This window comes from Duffyella sp. Ts4 (assembly GCF_051851875.1).
In the GTDB taxonomy this organism is placed as follows: domain Bacteria; phylum Pseudomonadota; class Gammaproteobacteria; order Enterobacterales; family Enterobacteriaceae; genus Duffyella; species Duffyella gerundensis.
The window spans coordinates 25345-50715 of the sequence record NZ_JBLYPN010000013.1; the positions used below are offsets into that span (position 1 = coordinate 25345).

The 25371-nt window shown below is 55.6% G+C and carries 20 protein-coding genes; 12 read left to right on the forward strand and 8 right to left on the reverse strand.

Annotation, left to right across the window (positions count from 1 at the left end; all coding sequences use genetic code 11):
• The first annotated feature begins 158 nt into the window (after positions 1-158).
• Entirely contained in the window at positions 159-779 is a 621-nt protein-coding gene (fklB, locus tag ACJY2L_RS16190) for an FKBP-type peptidyl-prolyl cis-trans isomerase (RefSeq protein WP_067433943.1), read from the forward strand.
• Positions 780-845: 66 nt separating this feature from the next.
• On the opposite strand, the gene ACJY2L_RS16195 is transcribed toward fklB, so the two are convergent.
• Positions 846-2798 (reverse strand): bifunctional 2',3'-cyclic-nucleotide 2'-phosphodiesterase/3'-nucleotidase, encoded by a 1953-nt coding sequence (locus ACJY2L_RS16195; RefSeq protein ID WP_439214074.1) that lies wholly within the window; start codon positions 2796-2798, stop codon positions 846-848.
• Positions 2799-3131: 333 nt separating this feature from the next.
• On the opposite strand from ACJY2L_RS16195, the gene cysQ reads away from it, so the two are divergent.
• The 3 genes from cysQ to ACJY2L_RS16210 all read left to right on the forward strand — a co-directional run bounded on the left by cysQ (position 3132) and on the right by ACJY2L_RS16210 (position 7019).
• Positions 3132-3878 carry a 3'(2'),5'-bisphosphate nucleotidase CysQ gene (gene cysQ / locus ACJY2L_RS16200; protein WP_067433938.1) on the forward strand — a complete coding sequence of 249 codons (747 nt, stop codon included), beginning with the start codon at positions 3132-3134 and terminating at the stop codon, positions 3876-3878.
• A 419-nt stretch (positions 3879-4297) separates the two neighbouring features.
• Positions 4298-4504: a DUF1107 domain-containing protein gene (locus ACJY2L_RS16205; protein WP_067433935.1), complete on the forward strand. Its 207-nt coding sequence runs from the start codon at positions 4298-4300 to the stop codon at positions 4502-4504.
• Positions 4505-4727: 223 nt separating this feature from the next.
• Complete coding sequence (locus ACJY2L_RS16210) at positions 4728-7019, forward strand: Ig-like domain-containing protein (protein WP_439214075.1); 2292 nt, start codon at positions 4728-4730, stop codon at positions 7017-7019.
• A gap of 85 nt (positions 7020-7104) precedes the next feature.
• On the opposite strand, the gene ACJY2L_RS16215 is transcribed toward ACJY2L_RS16210, so the two are convergent.
• Entirely contained in the window at positions 7105-8430 is a 1326-nt protein-coding gene (locus ACJY2L_RS16215; protein WP_439214076.1) for a hemolysin family protein, read from the reverse strand.
• 503 nt (positions 8431-8933) lie between these two features.
• Here ACJY2L_RS16215 and tamA point away from each other — a divergent pair.
• From tamA to ACJY2L_RS16230, 3 genes are read left to right on the forward strand one after another with little or no spacing between them, the layout of a single operon-like run.
• Positions 8934-10670: an autotransporter assembly complex protein TamA gene (gene tamA, locus ACJY2L_RS16220; RefSeq protein WP_439214077.1), complete on the forward strand. Its 1737-nt coding sequence runs from the start codon at positions 8934-8936 to the stop codon at positions 10668-10670.
• Entirely contained in the window at positions 10667-14437 is a 3771-nt protein-coding gene (tamB, locus tag ACJY2L_RS16225; protein WP_439214078.1) for an autotransporter assembly complex protein TamB, read from the forward strand. The genes tamA and tamB overlap by 4 nt, the downstream gene beginning before the upstream one ends.
• Positions 14438-14439: 2 nt before the next feature.
• A complete protein-coding gene (locus tag ACJY2L_RS16230; protein WP_067433920.1) occupies positions 14440-14796 on the forward strand; it encodes a gamma-glutamylcyclotransferase family protein in 357 nt (118 codons plus the stop codon).
• A gap of 56 nt (positions 14797-14852) precedes the next feature.
• Here ACJY2L_RS16230 and ppa read toward each other — a convergent pair whose 3' ends face one another.
• From ppa to ACJY2L_RS16245, 3 genes are all read right to left on the reverse strand, one after another.
• A complete protein-coding gene (gene ppa, locus ACJY2L_RS16235; protein ID WP_067433917.1) occupies positions 14853-15383 on the reverse strand; it encodes an inorganic diphosphatase in 531 nt (176 codons plus the stop codon).
• A 99-nt stretch (positions 15384-15482) separates the two neighbouring features.
• Entirely contained in the window at positions 15483-15932 is a 450-nt protein-coding gene (locus tag ACJY2L_RS16240) for a DUF441 domain-containing protein (RefSeq protein ID WP_067435550.1), read from the reverse strand.
• A gap of 44 nt (positions 15933-15976) precedes the next feature.
• Entirely contained in the window at positions 15977-16387 is a 411-nt protein-coding gene (locus tag ACJY2L_RS16245) for a lysozyme inhibitor LprI family protein (RefSeq protein WP_067433914.1), read from the reverse strand.
• Positions 16388-16559: 172 nt separating this feature from the next.
• Here ACJY2L_RS16245 and ACJY2L_RS16250 point away from each other — a divergent pair, with 172 nt between their 5' ends.
• Positions 16560-18119: a methyl-accepting chemotaxis protein gene (locus ACJY2L_RS16250; RefSeq protein ID WP_439214119.1), complete on the forward strand. Its 1560-nt coding sequence runs from the start codon at positions 16560-16562 to the stop codon at positions 18117-18119.
• A gap of 38 nt (positions 18120-18157) precedes the next feature.
• Here ACJY2L_RS16250 and fbp read toward each other — a convergent pair whose 3' ends face one another.
• A complete protein-coding gene (gene fbp, locus ACJY2L_RS16255; RefSeq protein WP_439214079.1) occupies positions 18158-19165 on the reverse strand; it encodes a class 1 fructose-bisphosphatase in 1008 nt (335 codons plus the stop codon).
• Positions 19166-19332: 167 nt separating this feature from the next.
• Between fbp and mpl the strand changes: the two genes are divergently transcribed.
• Positions 19333-20685 carry a UDP-N-acetylmuramate:L-alanyl-gamma-D-glutamyl-meso-diaminopimelate ligase gene (gene mpl, locus ACJY2L_RS16260; protein WP_439214080.1) on the forward strand — a complete coding sequence of 451 codons (1353 nt, stop codon included), beginning with the start codon at positions 19333-19335 and terminating at the stop codon, positions 20683-20685.
• Between the two features lie 897 nt (positions 20686-21582).
• Here the strand turns inward: mpl and ACJY2L_RS16265 are convergent.
• Entirely contained in the window at positions 21583-21867 is a 285-nt protein-coding gene (locus ACJY2L_RS16265; protein WP_439351301.1) for a hypothetical protein, read from the reverse strand.
• A gap of 166 nt (positions 21868-22033) precedes the next feature.
• A complete protein-coding gene (gene yjgA, locus ACJY2L_RS16270) occupies positions 22034-22582 on the reverse strand; it encodes a ribosome biogenesis factor YjgA (RefSeq protein WP_067433905.1) in 549 nt (182 codons plus the stop codon).
• Positions 22583-22863: 281 nt separating this feature from the next.
• On the opposite strand from yjgA, the gene pmbA reads away from it, so the two are divergent.
• The 3 genes from pmbA (at position 22864) to ACJY2L_RS16285 (ending at position 25325) form a co-directional block, all read left to right on the forward strand.
• Positions 22864-24204, forward strand: a complete 1341-nt coding sequence (gene pmbA, locus ACJY2L_RS16275; protein WP_439214082.1) for a metalloprotease PmbA — start codon at positions 22864-22866, stop codon at positions 24202-24204.
• A gap of 67 nt (positions 24205-24271) precedes the next feature.
• The gene (cybC, locus tag ACJY2L_RS16280) at positions 24272-24655 is read left to right on the forward strand and encodes a cytochrome b562 (RefSeq protein WP_067433896.1); all 384 of its coding nucleotides are present in this window, start codon (positions 24272-24274) and stop codon (positions 24653-24655) included.
• Positions 24656-24986: 331 nt separating this feature from the next.
• On the forward strand, positions 24987-25325 hold the full coding sequence (locus tag ACJY2L_RS16285) for a glycine dehydrogenase (RefSeq protein WP_439214083.1): 339 nt from the start codon (positions 24987-24989) through the stop codon (positions 25323-25325).
• Positions 25326-25371: the final 46 nt, after the last annotated feature.

Consider the following 25371-nt stretch of genomic DNA (forward strand, 5'->3'; position numbering starts at 1 on the left):
ATGTTAACGCGAAGTGCCTGTCATTATTGATAAATTAGCACGCCGCTATTGTTTACTTTTCGCGGGCAAAAGTCATCTTTCCCACGTGGCATTTTACCCTCAGCGCCTGCACTGTTATGCTGCGCCTTCTGAAATTTTCAATGATGAAAGGAAATGCAATGACCACCCCTTCTTTTGACAGCGTTGAAGCGCAAGCAAGTTACGGAATCGGTTTACAGGTTGGCCAGCAGTTGCAGGAGTCCGGTTTAGAGGGCTTACAGCCGGAAGCGCTGCTTGCGGGCCTGCGCGATGCGCTGGAAGGGAATGCGCCAGCGGTGCCGGTTGACGTTGTGCACCGTGCGCTGCGTGAAATCCACGAGCGTGCCGATGCGGTGCGTCGCGATCGCCAGCAGGCGATGGCCGTGGAAGGTCAGCAGTTCCTCGAAGAAAACATCAAGCGTGAAGGCGTCAGCAGCACCGAGTCTGGCCTGCAGTTCAGCGTAATCAAGCAGGGCGATGGCCCGATTCCTTCCCGCCAGGATCGCGTACGCGTGCACTACACCGGTAAGCTGATCGACGGCAGCGTGTTTGACAGCTCGGTAGCGCGTGGCGAACCAGCTGAGTTCCCGGTCAGCGGCGTGATTGCCGGCTGGATTGAAGCGCTGACGTTGATGCCAGTGGGTTCCAAATGGGAGCTGGTCATCCCACAAAACCTGGCGTATGGCGAACGTGGCGCAGGTGCCTCGATTCCACCATTCAGCACGCTGGTGTTTGAAGTTGAGCTGCTGGAAATCCTGTAATTCCTTGCAGACAGCCGATAAAAAAGCCAGCGGAAACGCTGGCTTTTGTCATTGTGTCACCGGCTGTCAGGGCTTCGGCTGCTGTAAATTCACCTGCCACAGCGCAAAACCAATCGCATCATTGCCCTTAGGTTGTAACGGATACTGCGCGTAATCCTTAATGAAGCGCGTCGCCTTCTCCCCCGGTGCGGTTTCAAAACGAATATCCAGCGGCGTGCTGCTGTTTATCGCCGCCAGTCGCCAGTTATTATCCGCCTGCGGATGTACTTCGCCGTGCGCTTTGGTCTGCGCGCTGATATACGCCGCGACCACCGATCGGTTCTCATCCGGCGAGGCAAAGGCGATATGGCTTTCACCGGTCCCGGCAAAGCTGCCGCCAGTGGCGCGGTAATTATTGGTCGCCACCAGAAACGTCGCTGCCGGATCGATCGGCTTGCCGTTAAAGGTAAGCTGATGAATTCGTGACGCGCCAGCATTGATCAGCTTGCAGTCGTTGTTATAACGCGCGGGTTGCGTCACATCGATTTGATAATCAACGCCATCGATCACATCAAAATTGTAGGTACGGAAATCCCAGTTAATCAGCGACTGCGGCTCAGTGCGTGTGGTATCGATCTGATTAAACTGCCCGGCTGAGCACTCCAGCCACTCTTTAACCTCGGCGCCGGTGACCTTCAGCACCACCAGCGTGTTGGGATAGAGATAGAGATCGGCGGCGTTACGGAAGGTTAGCGCGCCTTTTTCCACTTCAACATAGCTGGCGGGATCGTTTTTACGCCCACCCGCTTTGAAAGGGGCCGCCGCGGAGAGCACCGGCAAACGCGCCAGGTCGGGATCGCCCTGAATAAAACGCTCAACGTAATCACGCTGCGCATTATTCACAATCTGCACCGTCGGATCATCCTGAATCAGTGACAGATAACTGTACATGACGTCGGCGGAGCGGCCAATTGGCTTGGCGACGAAGTCGCGCGTCGCCTTGTGCGCATCGGCCAGCACATTTACCAGCGCCTGATCTTCTCCGGCCAGCGACTTCTTCGCCGCCTTGTCATAAATCGGCCGCGCTTGCGCTTTGCCGCTGCTGATCTGCCAGCCGCCCGCGGTTTTGCTCTCCAGCACCAGATCCACCACCCCGAGGTGATCGCCCCACATCCCTGGCATCACCGCCGGTACGCCGTTCAGCGTGCCCTGTGTAATGTCAGCGCCTTTTATCGCCTTAAATTCATCGCTCGGGAAGATGGCGTGCGCATGGCCAAACATAATGGCATCAATGCCAGGCACCTGGCTGAGATAGTAAACCGAGTTCTCTGCCATCGCGTGGTAAGGCTCGCTGGACAGGCCAGAATGCGGAATCGCCACGATAATATCGGCGCCTTTGCTGCGCATTTCCGGCACGTAATGGCGTGCGGTCTCGGTAATGTCGTTAACGGTAACTTTGCCCTCCAGGTTCGCCTTATCCCAGACCATGATCTGCGGCGGCACAAAGCCGATGTAGCCAATATTCAGCCTGTGGGTTTTGCCGGCGCGATCGGTCACCGTGGTGGCTTTGATCAGATAAGGCGTAAACAGCGGCCGGTGGGTTTTGCTGTCGATGATATTGGCGTTCACATAAGGAAAATGCGCGCCGCTCAGCGCCTTGTGCAGGTAGTCGAGGCCATAGTTGAATTCATGGTTGCCGAGGTTACCGACGCTGTAATCCAGGGTGTTCATCGCTTTGTAAACCGGATGCACCTCATCCTTGCCCAGCCCTTTCGCTGCCATATAATCGCCGAGCGGACTGCCCTGAATGATATCGCCGTTGTCGACTAAAACACTGTTTTTTACCTCGGCGCGCGCGGCGTTGATCAGCGTGGCGGTGCGCACCAGGCCAAACTTCTCGGTTGGTGTGTCTTTGTAATAATCGAAATCCATCATGTTGCTGTGTAAATCGGTGGTTTCCATGATGCGCAGGTCAACCGTGGCCGCATGGCTTGCAGCGGTGACCGCCAGCGCCAGCAGCGTGATACCGGGTTTAAACATGTCCCTCTCCTTAATCAGATTTTTCCAGGCCATCAACATCGCAAATTTCACTGCAATCGAGGTTATTTATCTCATTAAAATGTGATCATTGTAGGATTAATGCGCGAATTGCCGCCTGAGGGCGATAAGCGCTGAGAACGATCCGCGGTTAGCAGAGGGCAGCATTATGAATACAGATAACTATGCTGTTGATAACATTATCAATTAGAATAGATAACCGCCCAGGACAGGCGCGAGCGGTGACCATGGCGCGAAATGCTATGCTCACTAAGTGAACCTGTTAACCGCTGTATGCCCAGCGCGGCGCAGACGGCTACTTAAACGAGGTGAACCATGTTAGAGCAAATTTGCCAACTTTCCCGCAAGGCGGGCGACGCAATCATGCAGGTCTATAACGGCGAAACACCGGCAGATATCACGCACAAGAGCGATGATTCTCCGGTCACCGCTGCGGATATTGCAGCACATCACATCATTATTGCGGGCCTGCGCGAGCTGGATGCGGAAACGCCGGTGCTGTCCGAAGAGGATCCTGCGAGTTGGGAAGAACGCCAGCACTGGCAGCGTTACTGGCTGGTTGATCCGCTGGATGGCACCAAAGAGTTTATCAAGCGCAACGGCGAGTTCACGGTGAATATCGCCCTGATTGAGCACGGCAAACCGGTGATGGGCGTGGTCTACGCGCCGGTGCTGGATGTACTGTATTCCGCCGCCGACGGCAAAGCGTGGAAAGAAGAGGGCGGGCATAAAACGCAGATTCATGTCGCTGACGCGCGCCCGCCGCTGGTGGTGATTAGCCGTTCCCATGCCGACAGCGATCCGGAGCTAAAAGAATATCTGGCGCAACTGGGTGAGCACCAGACTGTTTCGATCGGCTCCTCGCTGAAATTTTGCCTGGTTGCTGAAGGTAAAGCGCAGCTCTATCCACGCTTTGGGCCGACCAATATTTGGGATACCGGCGCGGGTCATGCGGTGGCCATTGCGGCTGGTGCGCATGTTCATGACTGGAAAGGACAAACGCTGGATTATACGCCGCGCGAATCTTTCCTTAATCCGGGCTTTCGCGTCTCCATGTTCTGAATAAACCAGGCGGCCAGTAGGTCGCCTTTTTTTATCCCCTTCATACTCACTGGCAGGCAGCCTGTTCCGCTGCGAAGGTTGTCAGTGCTGCGTTTTGTACAAATCATGCTCCCACCAGATTCCCTTTTTATCCGTCATTTTCCTGCAATATTTCCCCGGCATCATGCCGCAGTCGTTAAGGCATGCTGACTTTGCGGCACAGAGCACAATGGTGCTAAAAGTGAAGGTTTATACTGGGTTGTAGCTGCCAGGTAACGGAGTGTTCTGTAATTGTGTGTCAATTCAGTAAAAAAGGTTATTTTCGGGCACACAAAAATTCAGCGTGATCTATAGTTATCCCACTTTGCGCTTCACGGGCTTGTTGCCCCCCTTTTGGTAACGGCGAAGCGTAGTTAACACTGTTCAGGAGTATAAGCAGTATGAAGATTTTTCAGCGTTACAATCCCTTGCAGGTCGCCAAATATGTCAAAACGTTGTTTAAAGGGCGGTTGTATATCAAGGACGTAGGCGCGTTTGAGTTCGATAAAGGAAAGATTTTGCTGCCGCGCGTTAAGGATAAACAGCACTTTAGCGTGATGTCAGAAGTAAACCGCCAGGTCATGCGTTTACAGGCTGATTTTGGCTAGCAATATTGGGCGCCTGCTGGGCGCCCTGTTTATTGCTTTATACGGAAATTTCCACGTTTGGCTTATAACCGCTGTTTCTGCGCTTTTCTGTTCTTCATCCCGCCATGTCGCTTTTCACGCTGTCAGAGTTATCATTCTCTTTCGAGACCGTTCCTCACGCAATCTTTGCCCGTGCCTTTTATAACGTAAGCGGTTTTTTATGCTTATAAAAAGGAATAGCAACATGAAAAATAACGGTGCCGATAGCGGTAAAAATGCAGCAACCGACGCACAGGCTGGCGCATTGCCGCTGAGCGATTTTTCTCTTAACACCTCGACTCTGAACATTACCCAGACAACTTCACCTGCGGCGCCGCGCATGGCCGCAGCCAATGCACCAGTGACCATTACTCAGGTTATCGATAACATCGGCAAGACCGGCACCGTGACGCATAACAGCACCATTGACGATCCGCGCCCAATGTTCCTGGGTCGTGCGGGTGCTAACCAGCTGGTCACACTTTATGATCACCTTGGCGACGCTCTGGGCAGCGCCTATGCGGATGCCGCAGGTCACTGGCGCATCCAGCCAGAATTTGATTTGCCTGAGGGACCGCAGGGCATTACCGCAGAAACCGCGACCCGCTGGAGCACTGGCTTTCAGTTTATCTACAAACCGGCGGCTGACTTTCCGCTGGAAATTACCTTCGTTGAAGACCACGTCGGCGACTATGCCAAAATCTATAATTCTTCTCACCAGCCTAAAATGGTCGACGATCCGCGTGCGCCAATCAGTGGTCATGCAGGTGTCGGCGAGCTGGTAACGGTGTATGCCAACACGCAGGCTGGCAAAGTGCTTATTGGTAGCGCGGTAGCAAATGAAGAAGGACGCTGGACGGTGACACCGCTGGCCGATTTGAGAAATGGTCATCAGCAGCTGGTAGCCGAAACGGCTTCAAAGCACAGCAAGGGCTTTACGCTGAACGTTAACGCACCGCAGCCCGCTGCGGTGCAGGAAGTGCAGGACGTGCAGGAAGCGGCCAGCCAAATCTCTCCGCTGGCGAGAGCGGCTGCTGACAATACGCCGGTGACCATTACTCAGGTGTTCGATAACGTCGGTAAAACCGGCGTCGCGGGTAATCGCGATAATATTGACGATCCGCGTCCTGCCTTCAGCGGGCGTGCAGGCGCATATCAGCTGGTGACGCTGTACAACATGGCTTATGAAGCGATTGGCAGTGCCTTTGCTGATCAGCATGGCCAATGGACGATCAAGCCAGAAGTCGATTTAGTTAAAGGTCTGGAAAGCTACACCGCAGAAACCGCGACTCAATGGAGCAACGGTATCTGGCTGAACTATATTCCGGCGGCCGATGCGCTGCTGGCTATTACCCAGGTTGATGACGGCACGGGCGGCTTCAACAACTCCGACACCTTCAAGATTTCTGGCGATGCGCGTCCGACCATCAGCGGCGTAGCCGGTGTCGGTGAAATCGTAAACGTGTACGCAAACAGTCAGGCTGGCAAAATGCTGATCGGCAGCGCCGTCGCCGGTCATGATGGACGTTGGGTGCTTACGCCGGAAGTGGATATTGCCAACGGTCATGTGCAATTGGTGGCTGAAACCGCCTCGAAGAAGAGCGCGGGCTTTACGATGTCAGTTGACGCACCGGAAGCGCCGGAAGCGGGCAATCTGCTGATCATCAACGATTATGCGCTGGATGATGTTGGTGGCATCAACTTTATTGGCAACGCCGCCGCAGCGGAAAGCTATAGCGGTGCCGAGCGCACCAATGACACGCGTCCGCTGTTTGACGGCAGCGCCGCGCCTGGCCAGCTGGTCACGCTCTACAGCGACAACGTGGTACTGGGCAGCGTGATCGCCGGTGACGACGGCTGGTGGGAGCTGGAAATCACCACGCCGTTACGTCAGGGTGTGGTGCATCACGTGGTGGCGAAAACCGACACGCATACCAGCAATGACTTCGTGATCAACGTTGATAATCCAGGCTATGCCGCTGTGAATATCAATCGCGCCTATGACAACGTCAACAGGCAGGGTGCCATTTCACAGGGCAAAGAAACGGATGATGCGCGTCCAACCTTCAGCGGCACCGCAGGCGCCAATGAAGTGGTTACGCTCTATAGCGGAGACCAGATTCTGGGCAGCACCGTCGCCAACGGCAGCGGTAGCTGGACACTGGAAATCACTGAGAGTCTGGATAACGGCATCAACCAGGTGCGCGCGATGACCGAGCATAACACCAGCAACGCGGTGAACATCAACGTGCAGGCGGAAGCGCCAGCCTTCTCCCGTTCAATGGCGCGCGGCTATGAGGTGGAAAGCGATCCGCTGCTGGTTGCAAGCAATGAGACGCTGTTCGGCCATGGTGCTGAGGTCGCTGCTGGCGATTCGACGCTGGCGCTAAACGCCGATGATTTGTTGCTGAGCAGCGAAAGTGGCTTGCAGGTGAAGGTGGATATAGTCGGTAATCCGCTGTCACTGGAAGAAGAACTCAATACGTTTACGGTTTAACGGCGAGAGCCAATTTAGCAAGGCCGGGATGCTCCCCGGCCTTTTTTATCTGCGTCGGCGCTGATGCTCGCCGCAGATAACAGCGTTATTCTGGCTCTTCGCTTTTCAGCACGCTAAGCGTGGTTGGCCGGGCATCAATGCGTGTTACCAACAGCTGATCGATGCGGTAGCTGTCGATATCCACCACTTCAAATTTGTAGCCAGAGAACTTCACGAAATCGGTGCGTTTCGGGATTTTACGCAGCATAAACATCATAAAGCCGCCAATGGTTTCGTAATTGCCTGACTGCGGGAAATCGTCGATATCCAGCACGCGCATCACGTCGTCAATCGGCGTGCCGCCCTCAACCAGCCATGAGTTCTCATCACGGGCAACAATCTGCTCTTCCAGCCCCTGGCCCACCAGATCGCCCATCAGCGTGGTCATTACATCGTTCAACGTAATAATGCCGACCACCAGCGCGTATTCATTCATGATCACCGCAAAATCCTCACCGGCGGTTTTAAAACTTTCCAGCGCTTCGGACAGCGTCAGGGTATCGGGCACGATCAGCGCCGCACGAATCTGTACGCCGCTGCTTAGCGCCATGCTCTGATTACCCAGCACGCGTAGCAGCAGCTCTTTGGAATCAACATAGCCGACGATATGGTCGATATCATCGTTGCAGACCAGAAACTTGGAGTGCGGATGCTGTGCGATTTTCGTCTTCAGGCTGGTTTCATCTTCATGCAGGTTGAACCAGACAATATTTTCACGTGAGGTCATCGAAGAGGGGACGGTGCGCGATTCCAGCTCAAACACGTTTTCAATCAGCTCATGTTCCTGCTTACGCAGCACGCCAGCCAGCGCACCCGCTTCCACCACCGCATAAATATCATCGGAAGTGATGTCGTCTTTGCGCACCATTGGAATCTTAAACAGGCGGAAAATGCTGTTCGCCATACCGTTAAAAAACCAGACCAGCGGACGCATTATAAACAGGCAGAAGCGCATTGGGTTGATAATGCGCAGGGCGATCGCCTCGGGCGCAATCATGCCGATACGTTTTGGCGTCAGGTCGGCGAAGAGAATAAAGAAGCTGGTGACCACGGTGAATGAGCAGATAAAGCTGAGCTGTTCGGCCAGTTCATGATCGGCGACGCGGATAAACAGGGAATAGAACGCCGGTGAAAATGCCGCATCGCCGACGATACCGCCAAGAATCGCCACCGCGTTCAGGCCAATCTGCACCACGGTAAAAAACATACCGGGCGTTTCCTGCATCTTCAGGACGCGCTGTGCGTTGATATTGCCGTCGTCCGCCAGCAGCTTCAGTTTAATTTTGCGCGCGGCCGCGAGGGAGATTTCCGACAGGGAGAAAAAGGAGCTGACCGCAATCAGCAACACAATGACAAGCAAGCTGTTTAACATAAAATTTCCGTTGGTTTATCGACTTGTCATTTTTGGCCTGGGCAGCATTAGCATCATGCGTATTGAAGGCTATCCGTGCCAAAAATGTCTGCCTGAATCGGCGAAATGCCGTAGCAGAATCACAATCAAGGGCCGTAAAAGGCCGGTGATCGCGATTATAGCAGTAGCGCCATTGCCGCCGCCAGAGGGCGATGCAGAGAGAAATTTTCCAGACAGCGCTCATAGCGTAAACCGGCTGTGCAAATAACAGTAGCGGGGCCGCGCAACAGATGCGCGGTTTTATCGGGCAGTACGCTGATTAATGCGCTTTGCCGGTTGTATCGATTCACGCCTTTGACCACAATAAGCGCAACGATTTGGCTTAACGTCGCGCTGCAGGTGATTACCGCAGGACGCACGCCAGCCAGCGGCTATAGTGATAGCACGCCGCATGCGCATCAGAGCGCGTTAAAACTGGCTTTGCCCCACCTGTATTGGGGTCGGCATTATAAACAGGAGTGAACGTGCCAGGATTTCGTTTTTATTGCTTATGTTGCCTGCTGGTGGCACCGGCCGTTGAGGCCGCCACCGTGCGCTTGCAGCTTGAAGGGTTAACCGGGGAATTACAGAAAAACGTCAGAGCACAATTGTCGACCATCGCCAGCGATGAGGTGTCGTCCGATGGCCGTTTTCGCGCGCGCGTTGCGGAGGCGATTAAAGGCGGGCTGCGGGCGCTGGGCTACTACGAGCCGGATATCGATTTTGAATCGCGCCCGGCACCGGCAGCCGGTGGTCGTCCGGTGCTGATCGCGCGCGTTAAGGCGGGCGAGCCGGTAAAAATAGCTGGCAGCACCATTATTGTCAGCGGTGATGCGCACAACGACAGCGATTATAAAGCCTGGGTTGCACAAGGCACGCCAAAAAAAGGCACCGTCCTGAATCACGGCGCCTACGAAAAATTCAAAAATGGCTTTACTAACCTGGCGCTGCGTAACGGTTATTTCGACGGTGACTTTAAAAAAAGCCAGCTGGGCGTGTCGGTTGAACGGCGTGAAGCCTTTTGGGATCTCGATTATGACAGCGGCGAGCGTTATCGTTTTGGCAACGTCACCTATCAGGGCTCGCAAATCCGCGAAGAATATCTCGATAACCTGGTGCCGTTTAAAAAAGGCGACTATTACAGCTCGCGTGAACTGGCAGAGCTAAACCGTCGCTTATCGGCCACCGGCTGGTTTAATTCGGTGGTGGTTGCGCCTGAATTTGATAAAGGCCGCCAGAGCAAAATATTGCCGCTCAGCGCCGTGGTCTCACCGCGTACGGAAAATACCATTGAAACCGGCGTCGGCTACTCCACCGACGTGGGGCCGCGGCTGAAAGCGACGTGGAAAAAGCCCTGGGTGAACGATCGTGGGCACAGCCTCAGCGCCAGCGCCAACGTCTCCGCGCCCGAACAGGAGTTGGCCTTCGGCTACAAAGTGCCGGTGTTGAAAAGCCCGCTTGAACAGTATTACACCTTTTCCGGTGGCCTGAAGCGTACCGATCTCAACGATACCAAAGCCGATACCACCACGCTGGGCCTGGCGCGTAACTGGGATAACAGCTCCGGCTGGCAAAAAGCGCTGAACCTGCGCTGGAGCCTCGACCACTTTACGCAGGGTAACGTCACCAACACCACTATGCTGCTCTATCCGGGCGCCAGCATTAACCGCACGCGTTCGCGCGGCGGACTGATGCCAACCTGGGGCGATTCTCAGCGCTATTCGGTTGACGTCTCCGATACCACCTGGGGCTCGGACGTTGATTTCATGATTTTGCAGGCGCAGAACGTCTGGATCCGTACGCTGGCGGATAAACACCGCTTTGTGGCGCGCGGTAATCTCGGCTGGATTGAAACCAACGACTTCGATCGCGTGCCGCCCGATTTACGCTTCTTCGCCGGTGGCGATCGCAGCATCCGCGGCTACAAATACAAAAACATCGCGCCACGCGATGAGGACGGCAAGCTGGTGGGCGCTTCCAAACTGGCCACCGGCTCGCTGGAATATCAGTACAACGTCACCGGAAAATGGTGGAGTGCGGTGTTTGTCGACTCCGGCGAAGCGGTGGACGATATCAAACAGAGCAACGTGAAAACCGGCGCGGGCGTCGGCGTTCGCTGGTCATCCCCGGTGGGACCAATCAAGTTTGATATCGCCAAACCGATTGGCGATAAAGAGTCGAGCAACCTGCAATTTTATGTCGGACTGGGGCCGGAATTATGAGTTGGTGGAAAAAGGCCCTGATTGGCTTACTGATATTTCTGGCGGTGCTGTTGGCTGCCGTGGCCTTCCTGATTGGCACCACGCCGGGCCTGCATCTGCTGCTGAACGGCGCGTCACGTTGGGTACCGGGGCTGGAGATCAAACAGGTGGATGGCGGCTGGCGGAACCTGACGCTGAGCGGCGTGCAATATGAGATGCCGGGCGTCAACGTCAACGTCGGCAAAGTGCATCTGGCGGTGCAGCTCGGCTGTCTGACCCATTCGGCTATCTGCGTGAATGATTTCTCCATCAGCGATGTGAACGTCGCCGTGGACAGCAAAAAAATGGCGCCCGCCGCGCAGCAACCGGTGGAAGAGCAGCCTGGCAGCGGGGATATCAGCACGCCTTATCCGATCACGCTGCGTCAGCTGGCGCTGCACAATATCACTATTAAAATCGACGACACCGCGGTGTCGCTGCTCGATTTCACCACCGGCCTCGCCTGGCAGGACAAAAATCTCACCATTACGCCAACGCATATTCAAAGCCTGCTGATTGCCTTGCCGAAAGCGGCGCAGGTGGCACAGGAGCAGGTGATTGAGCCGAAGGTGAATAAGCCGCAGGCCGATGAGCCGCCGTTGGGCGAAACGCTGAAGGCGATGTTTGCCAAACCGCTGCTGCCCGATCTGCCTGAATTTCGTCTGCCGCTGAATGTTGACGTGCAGGAGTTGATCGGCGAACAGCTGCGCATCACCGGCGATACCGATATCGCCATCAACCGTCTGCTGCTCAAAGCGAAAACCGCCGATCAGCTGTTGCAGTTGCAGACGCTCGATATCGATTCACCGCAGGGGCAGCTTAATGCCAGCGGGGAGGCGACGCTGGCTGATAACTGGCCGGTGAATTTCAATCTGAATGGCGCGTTAAACATCGAACCGCTGAAAGGCGAGAAGATCAAAATGACGCTGGGCGGCGCGATGCGTCAGCAGCTCAACCTCGCACTGAACCTCTCCGGCCCGGTACAGGCCCAGCTCAACGGTGACGCGCAGCCTGCGGTAACTGGCTTGCCAGTGAATATGTCGCTGACCAGCCCACAGCTGCGCTGGCCGTTAACCGGCCCGGTGCAGGTTCAGGCCGACAATCTCGATTTCTCCTTTAAGGGCAAAGCCACCGACTATGTCATGGCATTGCGCACCGCGGTAAAAGGCGAGTCCATTCCACCTGCCAACATTGCGCTGGATGGCAAAGGCAACGTGGAACAGTTCAGCCTCGACAAGCTGCGCATTGCTGCCTTGCAGGGCAACGCCGATCTGACCGCGCTGGTGGACTGGAGCAAGGCGATTAGCTGGCGCAGCGAGCTGACGCTTTCTGGTATCAACACCGCGAAACAGTATCCGGACTGGCCGGCGAAGCTGGACGGTAAAATCACCACGCGCGGCAGCCTCTATGGCGGCACCTGGCAGATGCGCGTGCCGGAACTGCAGCTGAAAGGCAATGTGAAACAGAATGCGGTATCGGCGCAGGGCACGTTGTATGGCAACAGCTATAACCAGTGGAACATTCCGGCGCTGCAGCTGGCGCTGGGGCGCAACCATATTGATGTGAAAGGTTCGCTGGGCGATGCGCTGAATCTTGATGCGCTGGTTGATGCGCCGTCGCTGGATAATGCGTTACCGGGCCTTGGCGGCGTGGCGAAAGGATCGATAAAAGCGCGCGGCACGCTGAAAGCACCGCAGCTGCTGGCCGATCTCACCGCTACCCGACTGCGTTGGCAGCAGTTGCAGATCGCCCGTGTCACGCTGCAGGGCGACGTACGCTCCAGCGATCAGGTGTCTGGCAAGCTGGCACTGCGCGTTGAACAGCTTCAGCAGGATGCGCTGAAAATCAGACTGCTTACCCTGAATGCCGATGGCGATGAGAAAAAGCATCAGCTGAAGCTTAACGTGCAGGGCGAGCCGGTTTCTGGGCAGCTGGCACTAAGCGGCAGTTTTGATCGGCAGAGTGAGCGCTGGCAGGGCAGCATGAACGATACGCGCTTCGATACGCCGGTTGGCGTGTGGCGGCTCTCTCGTGCGATGAGCCTGGATTATCTCAACAGCAAGCAAACCGTTACCATTGGCACTCACTGCTGGCTCAATCCCAACGCCGAGCTTTGCGTGCCGCAGCCGATTGAGGCAGGCCCGAGCGGCCACGCGCGCGTGGCGCTGAACCGCTTTGACCTGGCGATGATCAAGCCGTTCCTGACCGATGAAACCAAACTCACCGGCGTGTTTAGCGGTGATGCGGATGTCACCTGGACCGCCGATGGTGCGCTGCCGCAGGGCCGCGTCTCGCTGAAAGGCAACGGCGTCAAGGTTGAGCAGGATGTACAGGGCAATACGTTGCCGGTGGCCTTTACCGCACTGAACCTCAACGCCGCGCTGCGCGACGGACGCGCCCAGCTCGACTGGCTGATCCGCATTGCCAACAACGGTCAGCTGGATGGCAATGTGCAGATCGCCGATCCGCAAAACCGCCGTACGCTCTCCGGCAACGTCAATATCACCAATATCTCGCTGGCGCTGCTGAATCCAGCGCTGATGCAGGGCGAGAAAATCGCCGGCATGCTCAACAGCAATCTGCGTCTGGGCGGTAATCTGCAACAGCCGCAGGTGTTTGGTCAGCTGGGATTGCGCAATATCGATGTTGAAGGTAGCTTTATGCCGGTTGATCTTACCGCCGCTAACCTCAGCATGGTGTTCAACGGCATGAGTTCCACGCTGCAAGGCGCGATTCAGACGGCAAAAGGCAATATTAATCTCAACGGCAACGCCGACTGGAGTCAGATCGATAACTGGCGCGCGCGCATCGCCGCGCAGGGCAGCCGCGTACGCGTGACTGTTCCGCCAATGGTACGGCTCGATGTCTCGCCGGATTTGGTGTTTGATGCGTCGCCGACCGCCTTTAATCTCAACGGCAGCGTTGATATTCCGTGGGCGCGCATCACGGTGCAGGAAGTACCGGAAAGCGCCACCGGCGTCTCTTCGGATGAGGTGCTGCTGGATGAGAACCTGAAGCCGATCGCACCACAAACTGCGGCCATTCCAATCAACAGCAATTTGGTCATTCACGTTGGCAACGATGTGCGACTCAGCGCGTTTGGCCTCAAGGCGAAGCTGAATGGCGATCTCAAACTGGTGCAGGATAAACGCGGTCTCGGCCTAAACGGGCAGATCAACATTCCGTCCGGTCGTTTCCACGCCTACGGTCAGGATCTGCTGGTGCGCAAAGGTGAGCTGCAGTTTGCCGGTCCGCCGGATCAGCCATACGTTAACCTGGAAGCGATCCGCAACCCGGATGCTACCGAAGATGGCGTGACCGCCGGATTACGCGTTACCGGCCTTGCTGATGAACCAAAAGCGGAAGTGTTTGCCGATCCTGCTATGTCACAGCAGGAAGCGCTCTCTTACCTGCTGCGCGGTCAGGGATTAGGTAGCGATGGCGACAGCAACGCATTAACCTCAGCATTAGTTGGGCTGGGGGTTGCACAAAGTGGGCAGGTTGTGGGTAAAATCGGTGAGACCTTCGGCGTCAGCAATCTGGCGCTCGACACCGCCGGTGTTGGCGACAGCCAGCAGGTGCAGGTGAGCGGCTACGTGCTGCCAGGTCTACAGGTAAAATACGGTGTCGGCATATTTGATTCACTGGCGACCTTAACCTTGCGTTATCGCCTTATGCCTAAGCTCTATTTGGAAGCGGTGTCTGGTCTCGATCAGACGCTGGATCTGCTCTATCAGTTTGAGTTTTAGCAATGCGAATAATTGTCTACGGCACGTTACGGCGCAAACAGGGAAACAGTCACTGGATGACGAATGCGCAACTATTAGGCGAACACCAGATTGAGGGCTTTCAGCTCTACAGTCTGGGCCATTATCCCGGCGTCGTGCCGGGTGACGGCAAGGTCATCTGTGAGGTTTATCGCATCGATGCCAGTACGCTGGGCGAGCTTGATGCGTTACGCACCAAGGGCGGTGAATATAAACGCCAGCTGCTGCAAACGCCTTACGGCAGCGCATGGCTTTATGTTTACCAGCGCCCGGTTGCCGGGCGGCAGCTGATCGACAGCGGCGACTGGTTGCTGCGCGATGAGCAGCCAGAAGGCGAATAGCAGATAAAAAAAACGCCGTCATGATGACGGCGTTTTTTATGCGGGCAACAACAGAATTACTGTTTTGCTGCGCGTTCGAATGAGGCCACGATTTCAGCTTTAGCCGCTTCCACGTCGTCCCAGCCGTCAACTTTAACCCACTTGCCTTTTTCCAGATCTTTGTAGTGCTCAAAGAAGTGGGTGATCTGCGCACGCAGCAGTTCTGGCAGGTCGTTCACATCTTTGATGTGATCGTATTCTTTAGACAGTTTGGTGTGCGGCACGGCAACCACTTTGGCATCTTCGCCAGACTCGTCGGTCATTTTCAGCACGCCAACCGGACGGCAGCGAATGACGGAACCCGGCACCAGTGGATAGGGCGTTGGCACCAGTACGTCAACCGGATCACCATCCAGAGAAAGGGTGTTATTGATGTAACCATAGTTGCAAGGATAGAACATGGCGGTAGACATGAAACGGTCTACGAACAGCGAGCCAGACTCTTTATCCACTTCATATTTGATAGGATCGGCGTTGGCCGGGATCTCAATGATTACATAAATATCTTCTGGCAGGTCTTTACCGGCTGGAACATGGTTCAAACTCATCTCGGATTCCTTGATTAGTCATAAGTCGAGTGATGGCTATTATAGCCAACTGCCCCTGAAAGTAAGCCCCCTTTTTACCCTTTAGGAATGCGCCTTGCTTTACTTGCCGACAAGGAACAGCGAGACGATGCCCGCGGCAATCAGCGGTCCCACCGGCACGCCGCGAAACAGCGAAACCCCAATGATGGTGCCGATCAATAATCCACCGACGATGGTTGGCTGTGCGCCCATCAGGCTAACGCCGCGGCCGCCTAACCACGAGACAAAGATGCCAACCACAATCGCCAGCAGCGACTTCCAGTCGAGAAAGGATTTTACCAGCGTGGAAGGGGGCAGGGTGCCGCTGGCCAGCGGTGCCATCACCGCAATGGTGAGAATAATAATGCCCAGGGTGATGCCCTGTTTTTCCACCACCGGGAAAAATTGCGCCAGCGGCGTCAGCTTGATCGCCAGCAACACAAGAATAGAGATGGTCACGGCGGTGTTGTGGACAAAAAAGCTGAGAACGGCGAGCAGCACCAGAATAATTAGTGAGGCGTAAGCGGTCATGACAGGCTCCAGCATGGCTGGCACCTGGCCAGCCGGTTCAGAAATTAACAGTCGTCCGGATTTGCACAGCTTCCCTGAGTCAGGGATTGCAGCATTAGGGTCTGATTTTTTATCAGGCTTACCGCCTGTGCGCCATAGTTGAGCACGCCCGACGTGCCCTGCTGAGCCGCCAGACTTTTGCTGGTGGCCAGCCAACTGTCACGATAGGTGAGCCAGGCGCGCTGCGCGCTGCGCAGTTTGGCTTTGTCATCACCGGTGAGTTTTGCCATCGCTGACTGATAGGCCAGGTTCAATTCCTTGTCCCAGGCTTTGCTGGCAGTGGTGTAACAGCCGGACATGCCCGCAGTGGTGCTTTCATGCTGCAAACACTGCTCAAGCGCCTGATCGGCCGGTGCGGCATGGGCTAACAGGCTGGCGGTCATTAATCCGCCACAGAGTAAAATTCTTTTTCTCATCACTCGCTTCCTTTTTCTGAATGAAAAAACAACGATTAGCGCTGCTAACGCATCAGCGTCACAGCCAACGGCAGCCATCATACCAGTAAAGTTTCCCGCTTTTATTGCCGATAACTTATCCGCTTCAGGCATCGGGATTTTTGCCTCTTCTTGGATAACGGGAAACATCATGCTGAAAAAGGTCTCACTTCGTTCCGGGTTATTACTCTTACTGGCGTGTATGACATTGCTGCTGCTGTTGGTCAGCGTGATGGGCATTATCGCTATCAATAAAGGCAACCGTTCTCTGGATGTGATCAATCGAATTCAGGCGATCGAACTCAACAGCCTTTACCAAAGCAACAGTGGATTAATGAGCGCGCGCACCAACGCCGCGCTGGCAGTGCGCAAGATTGAGATTGGCCTGCTGGATGAGGGGACGGCCATCAGCAAGCACGCCGCCGCCGATCTGGCTGAGTCACGCCAGCGGCTGAAGCAGTTCGTCGATGCCGGTACGGTAACCGCCCATGGCAAAACGCTAGCCGATGCGGTGGTAGCCACTTTCAATGTTTATGTTGATCAAAGCATTACGCCGATGATGACGGCGTTAAATAAACAGTACACCGATGAGTATTACGATCTGCTGGAAGGCAACATGTCCGCGCAGGCGCAGGCTTTTACCGAGGCGGTAGGGAATTTTGGTCACTACGCCAATCAGGTTACCGCCGCGCAGCTGGCGCAGGCGACGTGGAATGAGCGCATGATGAAAATCCTCATCGGCATCAGCTGCGTGCTGACGGTGCTGCTGATCGGTTTTGCCTGGCATATTTTGCGCATCATGCTGCTTACGCCATTAAATCAGGCGATTACGCATCTGGAAGGCGTTGCCGCAGGCGATCTGTCGCAGCCGGAACCGGCTGGTGGCAGCAACGAACTGGGGCGTTTGAATCGGGCGCTGGCCGATATGCAGGTGGCGCTGCGTCACTCGGTGGGCCGGGTACGTGAGGCGAGCCAGCAGATTGATGTCGGCAGCCGCGAACTCTCCGCCGGTAACAACAATTTATCGCAGCGTACGGAAGCGTCCGCGGCGTCGCTGGAACAGACCGCCGCCAGCATGGAGCAGCTGACCGCTACCGTGCGGCTCAACGCGCAAAATGCCGAGCAGGCGCATCAGCTGGCTAATCGCGTTTCCGATACCGCCGATCGCGGCGCGCAGGTGGTGTGCCACGTGATGGAAAAAATGCAGGAGATCACCAGTAGCTCGGCGCGCATCGGCGATATTCTTAGCGTGATTGACGGCATCGCTTTCCAGACCAACATCCTGGCGCTTAACGCTGCCGTCGAGGCTGCGCGCGCTGGTGATCAGGGCCGAGGCTTTGCCGTGGTGGCTAACGAAGTGCGTAACCTGGCGCAGCGCAGTGGCACCGCGGCCAAAGAGATTCGTACGCTGATTGCCGAATCGCAAACGCGCGTCCGTGAAGGCAGCGACATGGCCACGCAGGCGGGTGAAACCATGGATGATATTGCCGGTGAAGTGATGCGTGTCACCACCTTAATGAAAGAGATCTCCAGCGCCTCTGCGGAACAGAGTCGTGGCATTGAGCAGGTTAACCTGGCGGTCACGCAGATGGATGAGGTGGCGCAGCAGAACGCAGCCCTGGTCGAGCAGGCGGCAGCGGCCACGCAGTCGCTGGAAGAACAGTCACAGCAGTTGGTGCAAACCATGGCGCTGTTTCGGGTCAGTGCAGCATAAAAAAAGGGCGCTCATGGCGCCCTCTTTTATAGCAACGATTAGCTGGCAGATTCGTCAGAGTAGTCGCGAATAAAGCGTTCGATATCATCAACCATCGAGGTATTACCCACGAAGAACGGGCAACGCTGATGCAGCGTTTCCGGCTGCAGATCGAGAATACGGCGTGCGCCATCGCTCGCTTTGCCGCCCGCCTGCTCGGCGAGGAACGCCATTGGGTTGCACTCATACAGCAGGCGCAGTTTACCCTGTGGATGGCTTGCAGTGCTTGGATAGAGATAAATTCCACCTTTCAGCAGGTTGCGGTGAAAATCCGCCACCAGTGAACCGATATAACGGGAAGTGTAAGGGCGATGAGACACCGCATCTTCTTCCTGGCAGAATTTCAGGTATTTTTTTACACCCTGTGGGAAACGGATGTAGTTACCTTCGTTGATCGAGTAAGTATACCCTTCCGGTGGATAGGTCATACGCTCTGCGCTCAGGCAGAATACGCCCAGCGAAGGATCGTAGGTAAAGGCGTGCACACCGCAGCCAGTAGTGTAAACCAGCATGGTGGAGGAGCCATACACCACATAGCCAGCGGCAACCTGCTGGCTGCCTGGCTGCATGAAGTCTTCTTCTTTTACCGGCGTGCCTGGCGGCGTGATGCGACGATAAATAGAGAAGATGGTGCCGACAGAGACGTTAACATCGATATTCGATGAGCCATCCAGCGGATCCATCAGAACCACATATTTACCGTTTTCTGCGCCTTCAAAGATGACGAACTCGTCTTCTTCTTCTGATGCAATACCGGCCACAATACCGCGGGCTTTCAATGCCGCTTTTAGTTTCTCGTTAGCAAACAGGTCGAGCTTCATTTGCTGCTCGCCCTGCACGTTTTCAACGCCGCTGGCACCCAGAATATCCACCAGGCCCGCTTTGTTGATGTCACGGTGAATAATCTTTGCGCCCAGTTTGATGGCGGAAATCAGCGCCGTCAGTTCACCTGTGGCGTGCGGAAAGTCGTGTTGCTTCTCGACGATAAATTCGCCTAACGTTTTCATAACACATTCCCTGAATCTACGGTGGAGTGTCAGCAGGTTTAACAAACTGCCAACGTATGCGTTCGCAGTTTAGCCGATTGAACCGCAAAGGCCATAGTCCAAATCCGTTTCTTCCGCCGTCACTCGGCGCTACACTGTGCGCCGAACTTTTAGTAACTGGATCTGTTATGCGTATTCATATTCTGGGAATCTGCGGTACTTTCATGGGTGGGCTGGCGATGCTGGCACGGGCACTGGGCCATGAGGTTACCGGCTCAGACAACAACGTTTATCCACCAATGAGCACGCTGCTGGAAAAGCAAGGCATTGATTTGACGGAAGGTTATGACGTCAGTCAGCTGGATCCGGCGCCCGATCTGGTGATCGTCGGTAACGCCATGACGCGCGGCAATCCGTGTGTCGAGGCAGTGCTGGAGCGCAACATTCCTTACCTCTCAGGACCGCAATGGCTGCACGATTATGTGCTGCGCGATCGCTGGGTGATTGCGGTAGCCGGAACCCACGGAAAAACCACCACGGCGGGCATGACAGCGTGGATTTTACAGGCCTGCGGCCTTGAGCCGGGCTTCGTGATCGGCGGTGTTCCCGGTAACTTCGACGTTTCGGCAAATTTAGGAAAAACCCCATTCTTCGTGATAGAGGCGGATGAGTATGACAGTGCCTTTTTCGATAAGCGTTCCAAGTTTGTGCATTACGCGCCGCGCACGCTGATCCTCAACAATCTTGAGTTCGATCACGCGGATATTTTTGACGATCTGCGCGCTATTCAAAAGCAGTTCCACCATCTGATCCGCATCGTGCCGGGCAGCGGCAAAATCCTTTTCCCGGAGCATGACGCTAACCTGAAGCAGGTATTGGCGATGGGCTGCTGGAGCGAGCAGGAGAGCGTCGGCGACGGCGGTCACTGGCAGGTGAAAAAGCTGAAGCCGGACGCATCCCACTGGGAAGTGCTGTTCGATGGCGAGCGCGTGGCGGAGGTGAACTGGGCGCTGGTCGGTGAACACAATATGCACAACGGGCTGATGGCGATTGCTGCGGCGCGGCATGTAGGCATTAAGCCGGAAGATGCCGGTAAAGCGCTGAATGATTTCATCAATGCGCGCCGCCGTCTTGAGCTGCGTGGCGAGAGCAACGGCATTCAGGTGTATGATGATTTTGCCCATCATCCCACGGCGATTCACGCCACGCTGGCGGCATTACGCAGTAAGGTTGGTGGCCGTGCGCGCATTTTGGCCGTGCTGGAGCCGCGCTCCAACACCATGAAGATGGGCATCAACAAAGACGATTTGGCCCCCTCGCTGGGCCGTGCCGATGAAGTCTTCCTGTTACAGCCCGCCCACATTCCGTGGCAGGTCGCCGAAGTGGCTGACGCCTGCGTACAGAAAGCGAGCTGGAGCGCGGATGTCGATACGCTGGTTGAGATGATTGCTAAGTCGGCCCAGCCGGGCGACACCATACTGGTGATGAGCAACGGCGGATTTGGTGGCATTCACCAGAAGTTGTTGGATCGGTTGGCGTAAGGCCGCCCAAAGCGGGGAGGTTTGCCCGGAAGCGGGCGGCTTCTTAAGGTCAATGTCTTAGGGGCAACGTCTTAAGGTCAACGTCTTAAGGTCAAAAGCTATTTCGTTCTGCCTGAAGGCAGCCCGGGCAGGGCCAGGTCAAAGGCCATTTCGTTCTGCCTAAAGGCAGCCCGAGCAGGGCCGGCAGTCGCCCCGGCCCTGCACCCGCGCTATCCGGCAAACACAACCGCCCGCTGCGCGGGTACCCTCAGCAAAACCATTTTCCTGACGGACCAGGCGCGATTCGGAGTATTCGCCTCATCCTGAGGCTCACCCCTTCGGGGCAGCGCAAGCGCTGTTCAAAAACGCTCCCGGCGTTTTTGTCTGCTCAACGCACCTTCTCGCCGCATCCCTGCGGCTCGCCCTGGAAAACGCTTTTGCCTCGGCGTTTGTGATGCCTCCTCAAGGTCAACACCCAGGTCAAGTTCAAAGGCCATTTCGTTCTGCCTGAAGGCAGCCCGAGCAGGGCCGGCAGTCGCCCCGGCCCTGCACCCGCGCTATCCGGCAAACACAACCGCCCGCTGCGCGGGTGCCCTCAGCAAAAGCGTTTTCCTGACGGACCAGGCGCGATTCGCTCCTGCTCAACGCACCTTCTCGCCGCATCCCTGCGGCTCGCCCTGGAAAACGCTTTTGCCTCGGCGTTTGTGATGCCTCCTCAAGGTCAACACCCAGGCCAAAACCTAAAAGACTAAAATCTTAATTCGAAATAAAACCCAAACCCAAACCCAAACCCAAACCCAAACCCAAACCCAAACCCAAACCCAAACCCCTTATTTGTGATCTTAAAATTTGAGGCTATGGACACTAAGCAATGAGCAATGAACACTAAGTTTTAGGTGTTCAGGCATTGGGCTTTGATTAATAGATTTTTGCTTTTTGCTTTTTGCTTTTTGCTTTTTGCTTTTGGTTTTTGGTTTTTGGTTTTTTGTTTAGCTTTTGACCTGGATTTTGACCTTGAGGAGGCATCACTACCGCTGAGGAGGTGAACATTTTAGGATGTCCCGCCATGGATGGCGGGACAAGGGAGCGCTGAGCAGGAGCGAATCGCGAGCGGTCCGTGAAGAAATGTGAACCGACGAAGGTACCCGCCTGCGGCGGGCGGTTGTGTTTGCCGGATAGCCGGGGTGCAGGGGCGGGGCGCATGCCGCCCCTGCTCGGGCGGCCCGAAGGGCAGAACGAAATGGCCTTTGACCTTAAGACGTTGACCTTAAGATGTTAACCTTAAGACGTTGACCTTAAGACGTTGACCTTAAGACGTTGACCTTAAGACGTTGACCTTAAAGCCCGCCTGCAAGGCAAAAGCCTCCCGCTATTGTGTTTCCGCTAACTCCCGCAAATACTGGAAAATCTGACGATAAGCCTTCGGTGGCTTATTAGTCGCTTTCTCTTTCTGGGCGTTGCGGATCATTGAACGCAGCTGCTGGCGATCGGCATCGGGATAGAGTGCGATCACTTCAGCGATCACGTCGTCGCCTTGCTCGACCAAACGATCGCGCAAGCCTTCCAGCTTATGAAACAGCGCAACCTGCTGGTTATGACGGTTCTTTAACTTATCCAGCGCCAGACGAATCGGTTCTTCTTCGCGGCTGCGCAGCATTTTACCAATCAGCTGCAGCTGGCGGCGGCGGCCCTCTTTTTTAATCCGCTGTGCCAGTTCAATGGCGGCACGCAAATCATCGTCAAGCGGGATCTTATCGAGCGAGTTTTTACTCAGCTCCATCAGTTCGGCACCGAGGCGTTTCAGCTCTTCGGCATCGCGTTTAATTTCGCTCTTGCTGACCCAGATAATCTCTTCATCTTCTTCTTCGTGATTATCGGGGGCATCGTCGAGCCATTCGTCTTCGGGGTGGTTATTCATTATCAGGTTCCTGAAAAAAAGTTGGGCTCCGCTGCGCAAAAAAAAGCGATAGCGCCGAACGCAAAGCCCACTATCAAGGCGACGGCGAAGGGCAAAGATATGCTCTGCTCCTGGCCTGGAGAGCCGACAGCGGGCCTAATGCTATCAGGTTACGCCGCGACTGCGAAATTGTTCTCTGACTCTGTTAGACTCAAATCAGCGATCCACAACCCTCAGCCGCATATTCATGGTCCTGGGCATGGCCCCAACCTCATGACGGCTCTCACTATTATGGCAGGTTCATGAACGTATCAAATCAAGTCGCAGAACAACGTAAGGTGCTGGAGCAGGCGGTCGCGATGGCGCTGGAACTGGCTAAAGCGGGCACCGATGGCGCAGAAGTCGCCGTCAGTAAAACGATCGGAATTGGCGTCAGCACGCGCTATGGTGAAGTGGAAAACGTCGAGTTCAACAGCGATGGTGCGCTCGGCATTACCGTTTATCATCAGAACCGCAAAGGCAGCGCTTCATCAACCGATCTGAGTGAAGACGGCATCAAGCGCACCGTGCAGGCGGCGATCGACATCGCCCGTTACACCTCACCCGATCCGTTTGCCGGTATGGCCGATCCCGAACTGCTGGCCTTTGACGCGCCGGATCTCGATCTTTACCATCCCGCCGATCTGGATGCCGATCGCGCCATCGAACTGGCTGCTCGCGCCGAGCAGGCGTCGCTAAAGGCGGATAAGCGTATTACCAATACCGAAGGCGGCAGCTTTAACAGCCACGTCGGCATCAAAGTCTTCGGCAACAGCCACGGCATGCTGCAAAGCTACTGCTCCAGCCGTCACTCGCTGTCGAGTTGCGTAATTGCCGAAGTGGATGGCGACATGGAGCGCGATTACGCCTACACCGTGGGACGCGCGCTGGGTGATTTGCAGTCGCCGGAATGGGTTGGCGAAGAGTGCGCCCGCCGCACGCTGGCTCGCCTGTCGCCGCGCAAACTTTCCACTATGAAAGCGCCGGTGCTGTTTGGCCGTGAAGTGGCTACCGGCCTGTTTGGTCATCTGGTAGGTGCTATCAGCGGCAGTAGCGTTTACCGTAAATCGACCTTCCTGCTGGATGCCATGGGGCAGCAAATTCTGCCGGAGTGGCTGACCATCAATGAGCAGCCACACCTGCTGAAAGGCCTGGCGTCTACGCCGTTTGACAGCGAAGGCGTGCGCACCCAGCAGCGCGATATCATCAAGGATGGCGTGTTGCAAACCTGGCTGATGACCAGCTACTCGGCGCGCAAGCTCGGCCTGCAAAGCACCGGCCATGCGGGCGGCATTCACAACTGGCGCATTCAGGGCCAGGGCGACAACTTCGAGCAGATGCTGAAAAAGCTGGGCACCGGCCTGCTGGTGACCGAACTGATGGGCCAGGGCGTTAGCGGCATCACCGGCGACTATTCGCGTGGCGCCTCGGGCTTCTGGGTGGAAAATGGTGAAATTCAGTATCCGGTTAGTGAGATCACCATCGCAGGCAATTTGAAAGATATGTGGCGTAATATCGTCACCGTCGGCAGTGATATTGAAACGCGCAGCAATATTCAGTGTGGTTCTGTGCTGCTGCCGGAAATGAAAATCGCCGGGCAATAATCCCTTCCTGCGGGCAGCGGTCGTTGCCCGCGACTATTCCAGTCATAATAAAAACAGGAAGTGCGCCATGCGTAAGCCTTTGTTAGCAATGTTGTCGATCTCACTTTTATTCAGTAGCGCTGCGGCGCTGGCCGATCTCGAGCAGGATATGGATATGCTCAAAGGCGGCCTGCGAGTGGTCATGAAAACCGACGACCGGGCAGAAATGACGCGCGCGCTCGGCGATATGCGCAAGGCTGCGCAGGATGCCAGAACGCAGACGCCAGATAAGCTGGAAGGTCAGCCAGCGGACAGCGCGCAGGTAAAAGATTTCCATGCCGGTATCGATTCGCTGATCGCACAAATCAATGTGGTGGATAAGCTGGCGCAGGCAAACAACCTCGACGGTGCCAAAGCCGAAGCGAAAAAACTCACCGATATTCGCGACAGCAACCATAAGAAGTTCCGCTAAGACTTAATCGGGTAGCGTTCCCTTATGGCGCTATCCGCTTCACTTTCTGCCCTGCCATCACCTTTTCTTATCCTTCTCCGCCTTACTCATTTTTTTCCTGCTTTTTCTGACGGCAATCGGCCCTAAGCCCTGCGTTCAGCGCCAAAAGATGCACGTTTTGTGCACTGGATCGTCTTTATCCCTCTGATTTTCTCATCCTGCGATCTCTGACCAGCATTGCGCGACCATTTCCACTTCGAGCTGGAAAAAGTGCGTCTGTAAAGCGGCGCGGCACAACGCTAAGTTGAGGTTCACGCGACAGTGGATTTTTCGCTTTAACAGGAGTGACAGAGTGAACAACGGCGCGGTTTCAGTGAGCAACACGGCGACCCCGGAGCAGATTCAGGCGTTGGCCGACAGGGTGCTGGGGCAAATCAACCGGCTGTTTGCGGCGCAGCAGATTTCGCCCAATCCGGTGCAGCAGCAGATGCTCGTTTCGCACGTTAAGGCGATGGCGCTGCGTTCATTAACCGGCGAGGCCCTGCCTGACGTCGATGCGGATCTGTTTGATGAGATCTCTCCCGCGTCGATTGCGCTGGCGCAGCAGGTGGTCGATCTGTTCGGCAATTTACCGGTTGAGGAGGCCTGGCTGTTATCCGTGCATATCGATGTGGCGCGGGAAAATCAGTAGATCCAGCGTGCCTGATAGTCGATCGGGCTGCGCAATACAGACAATA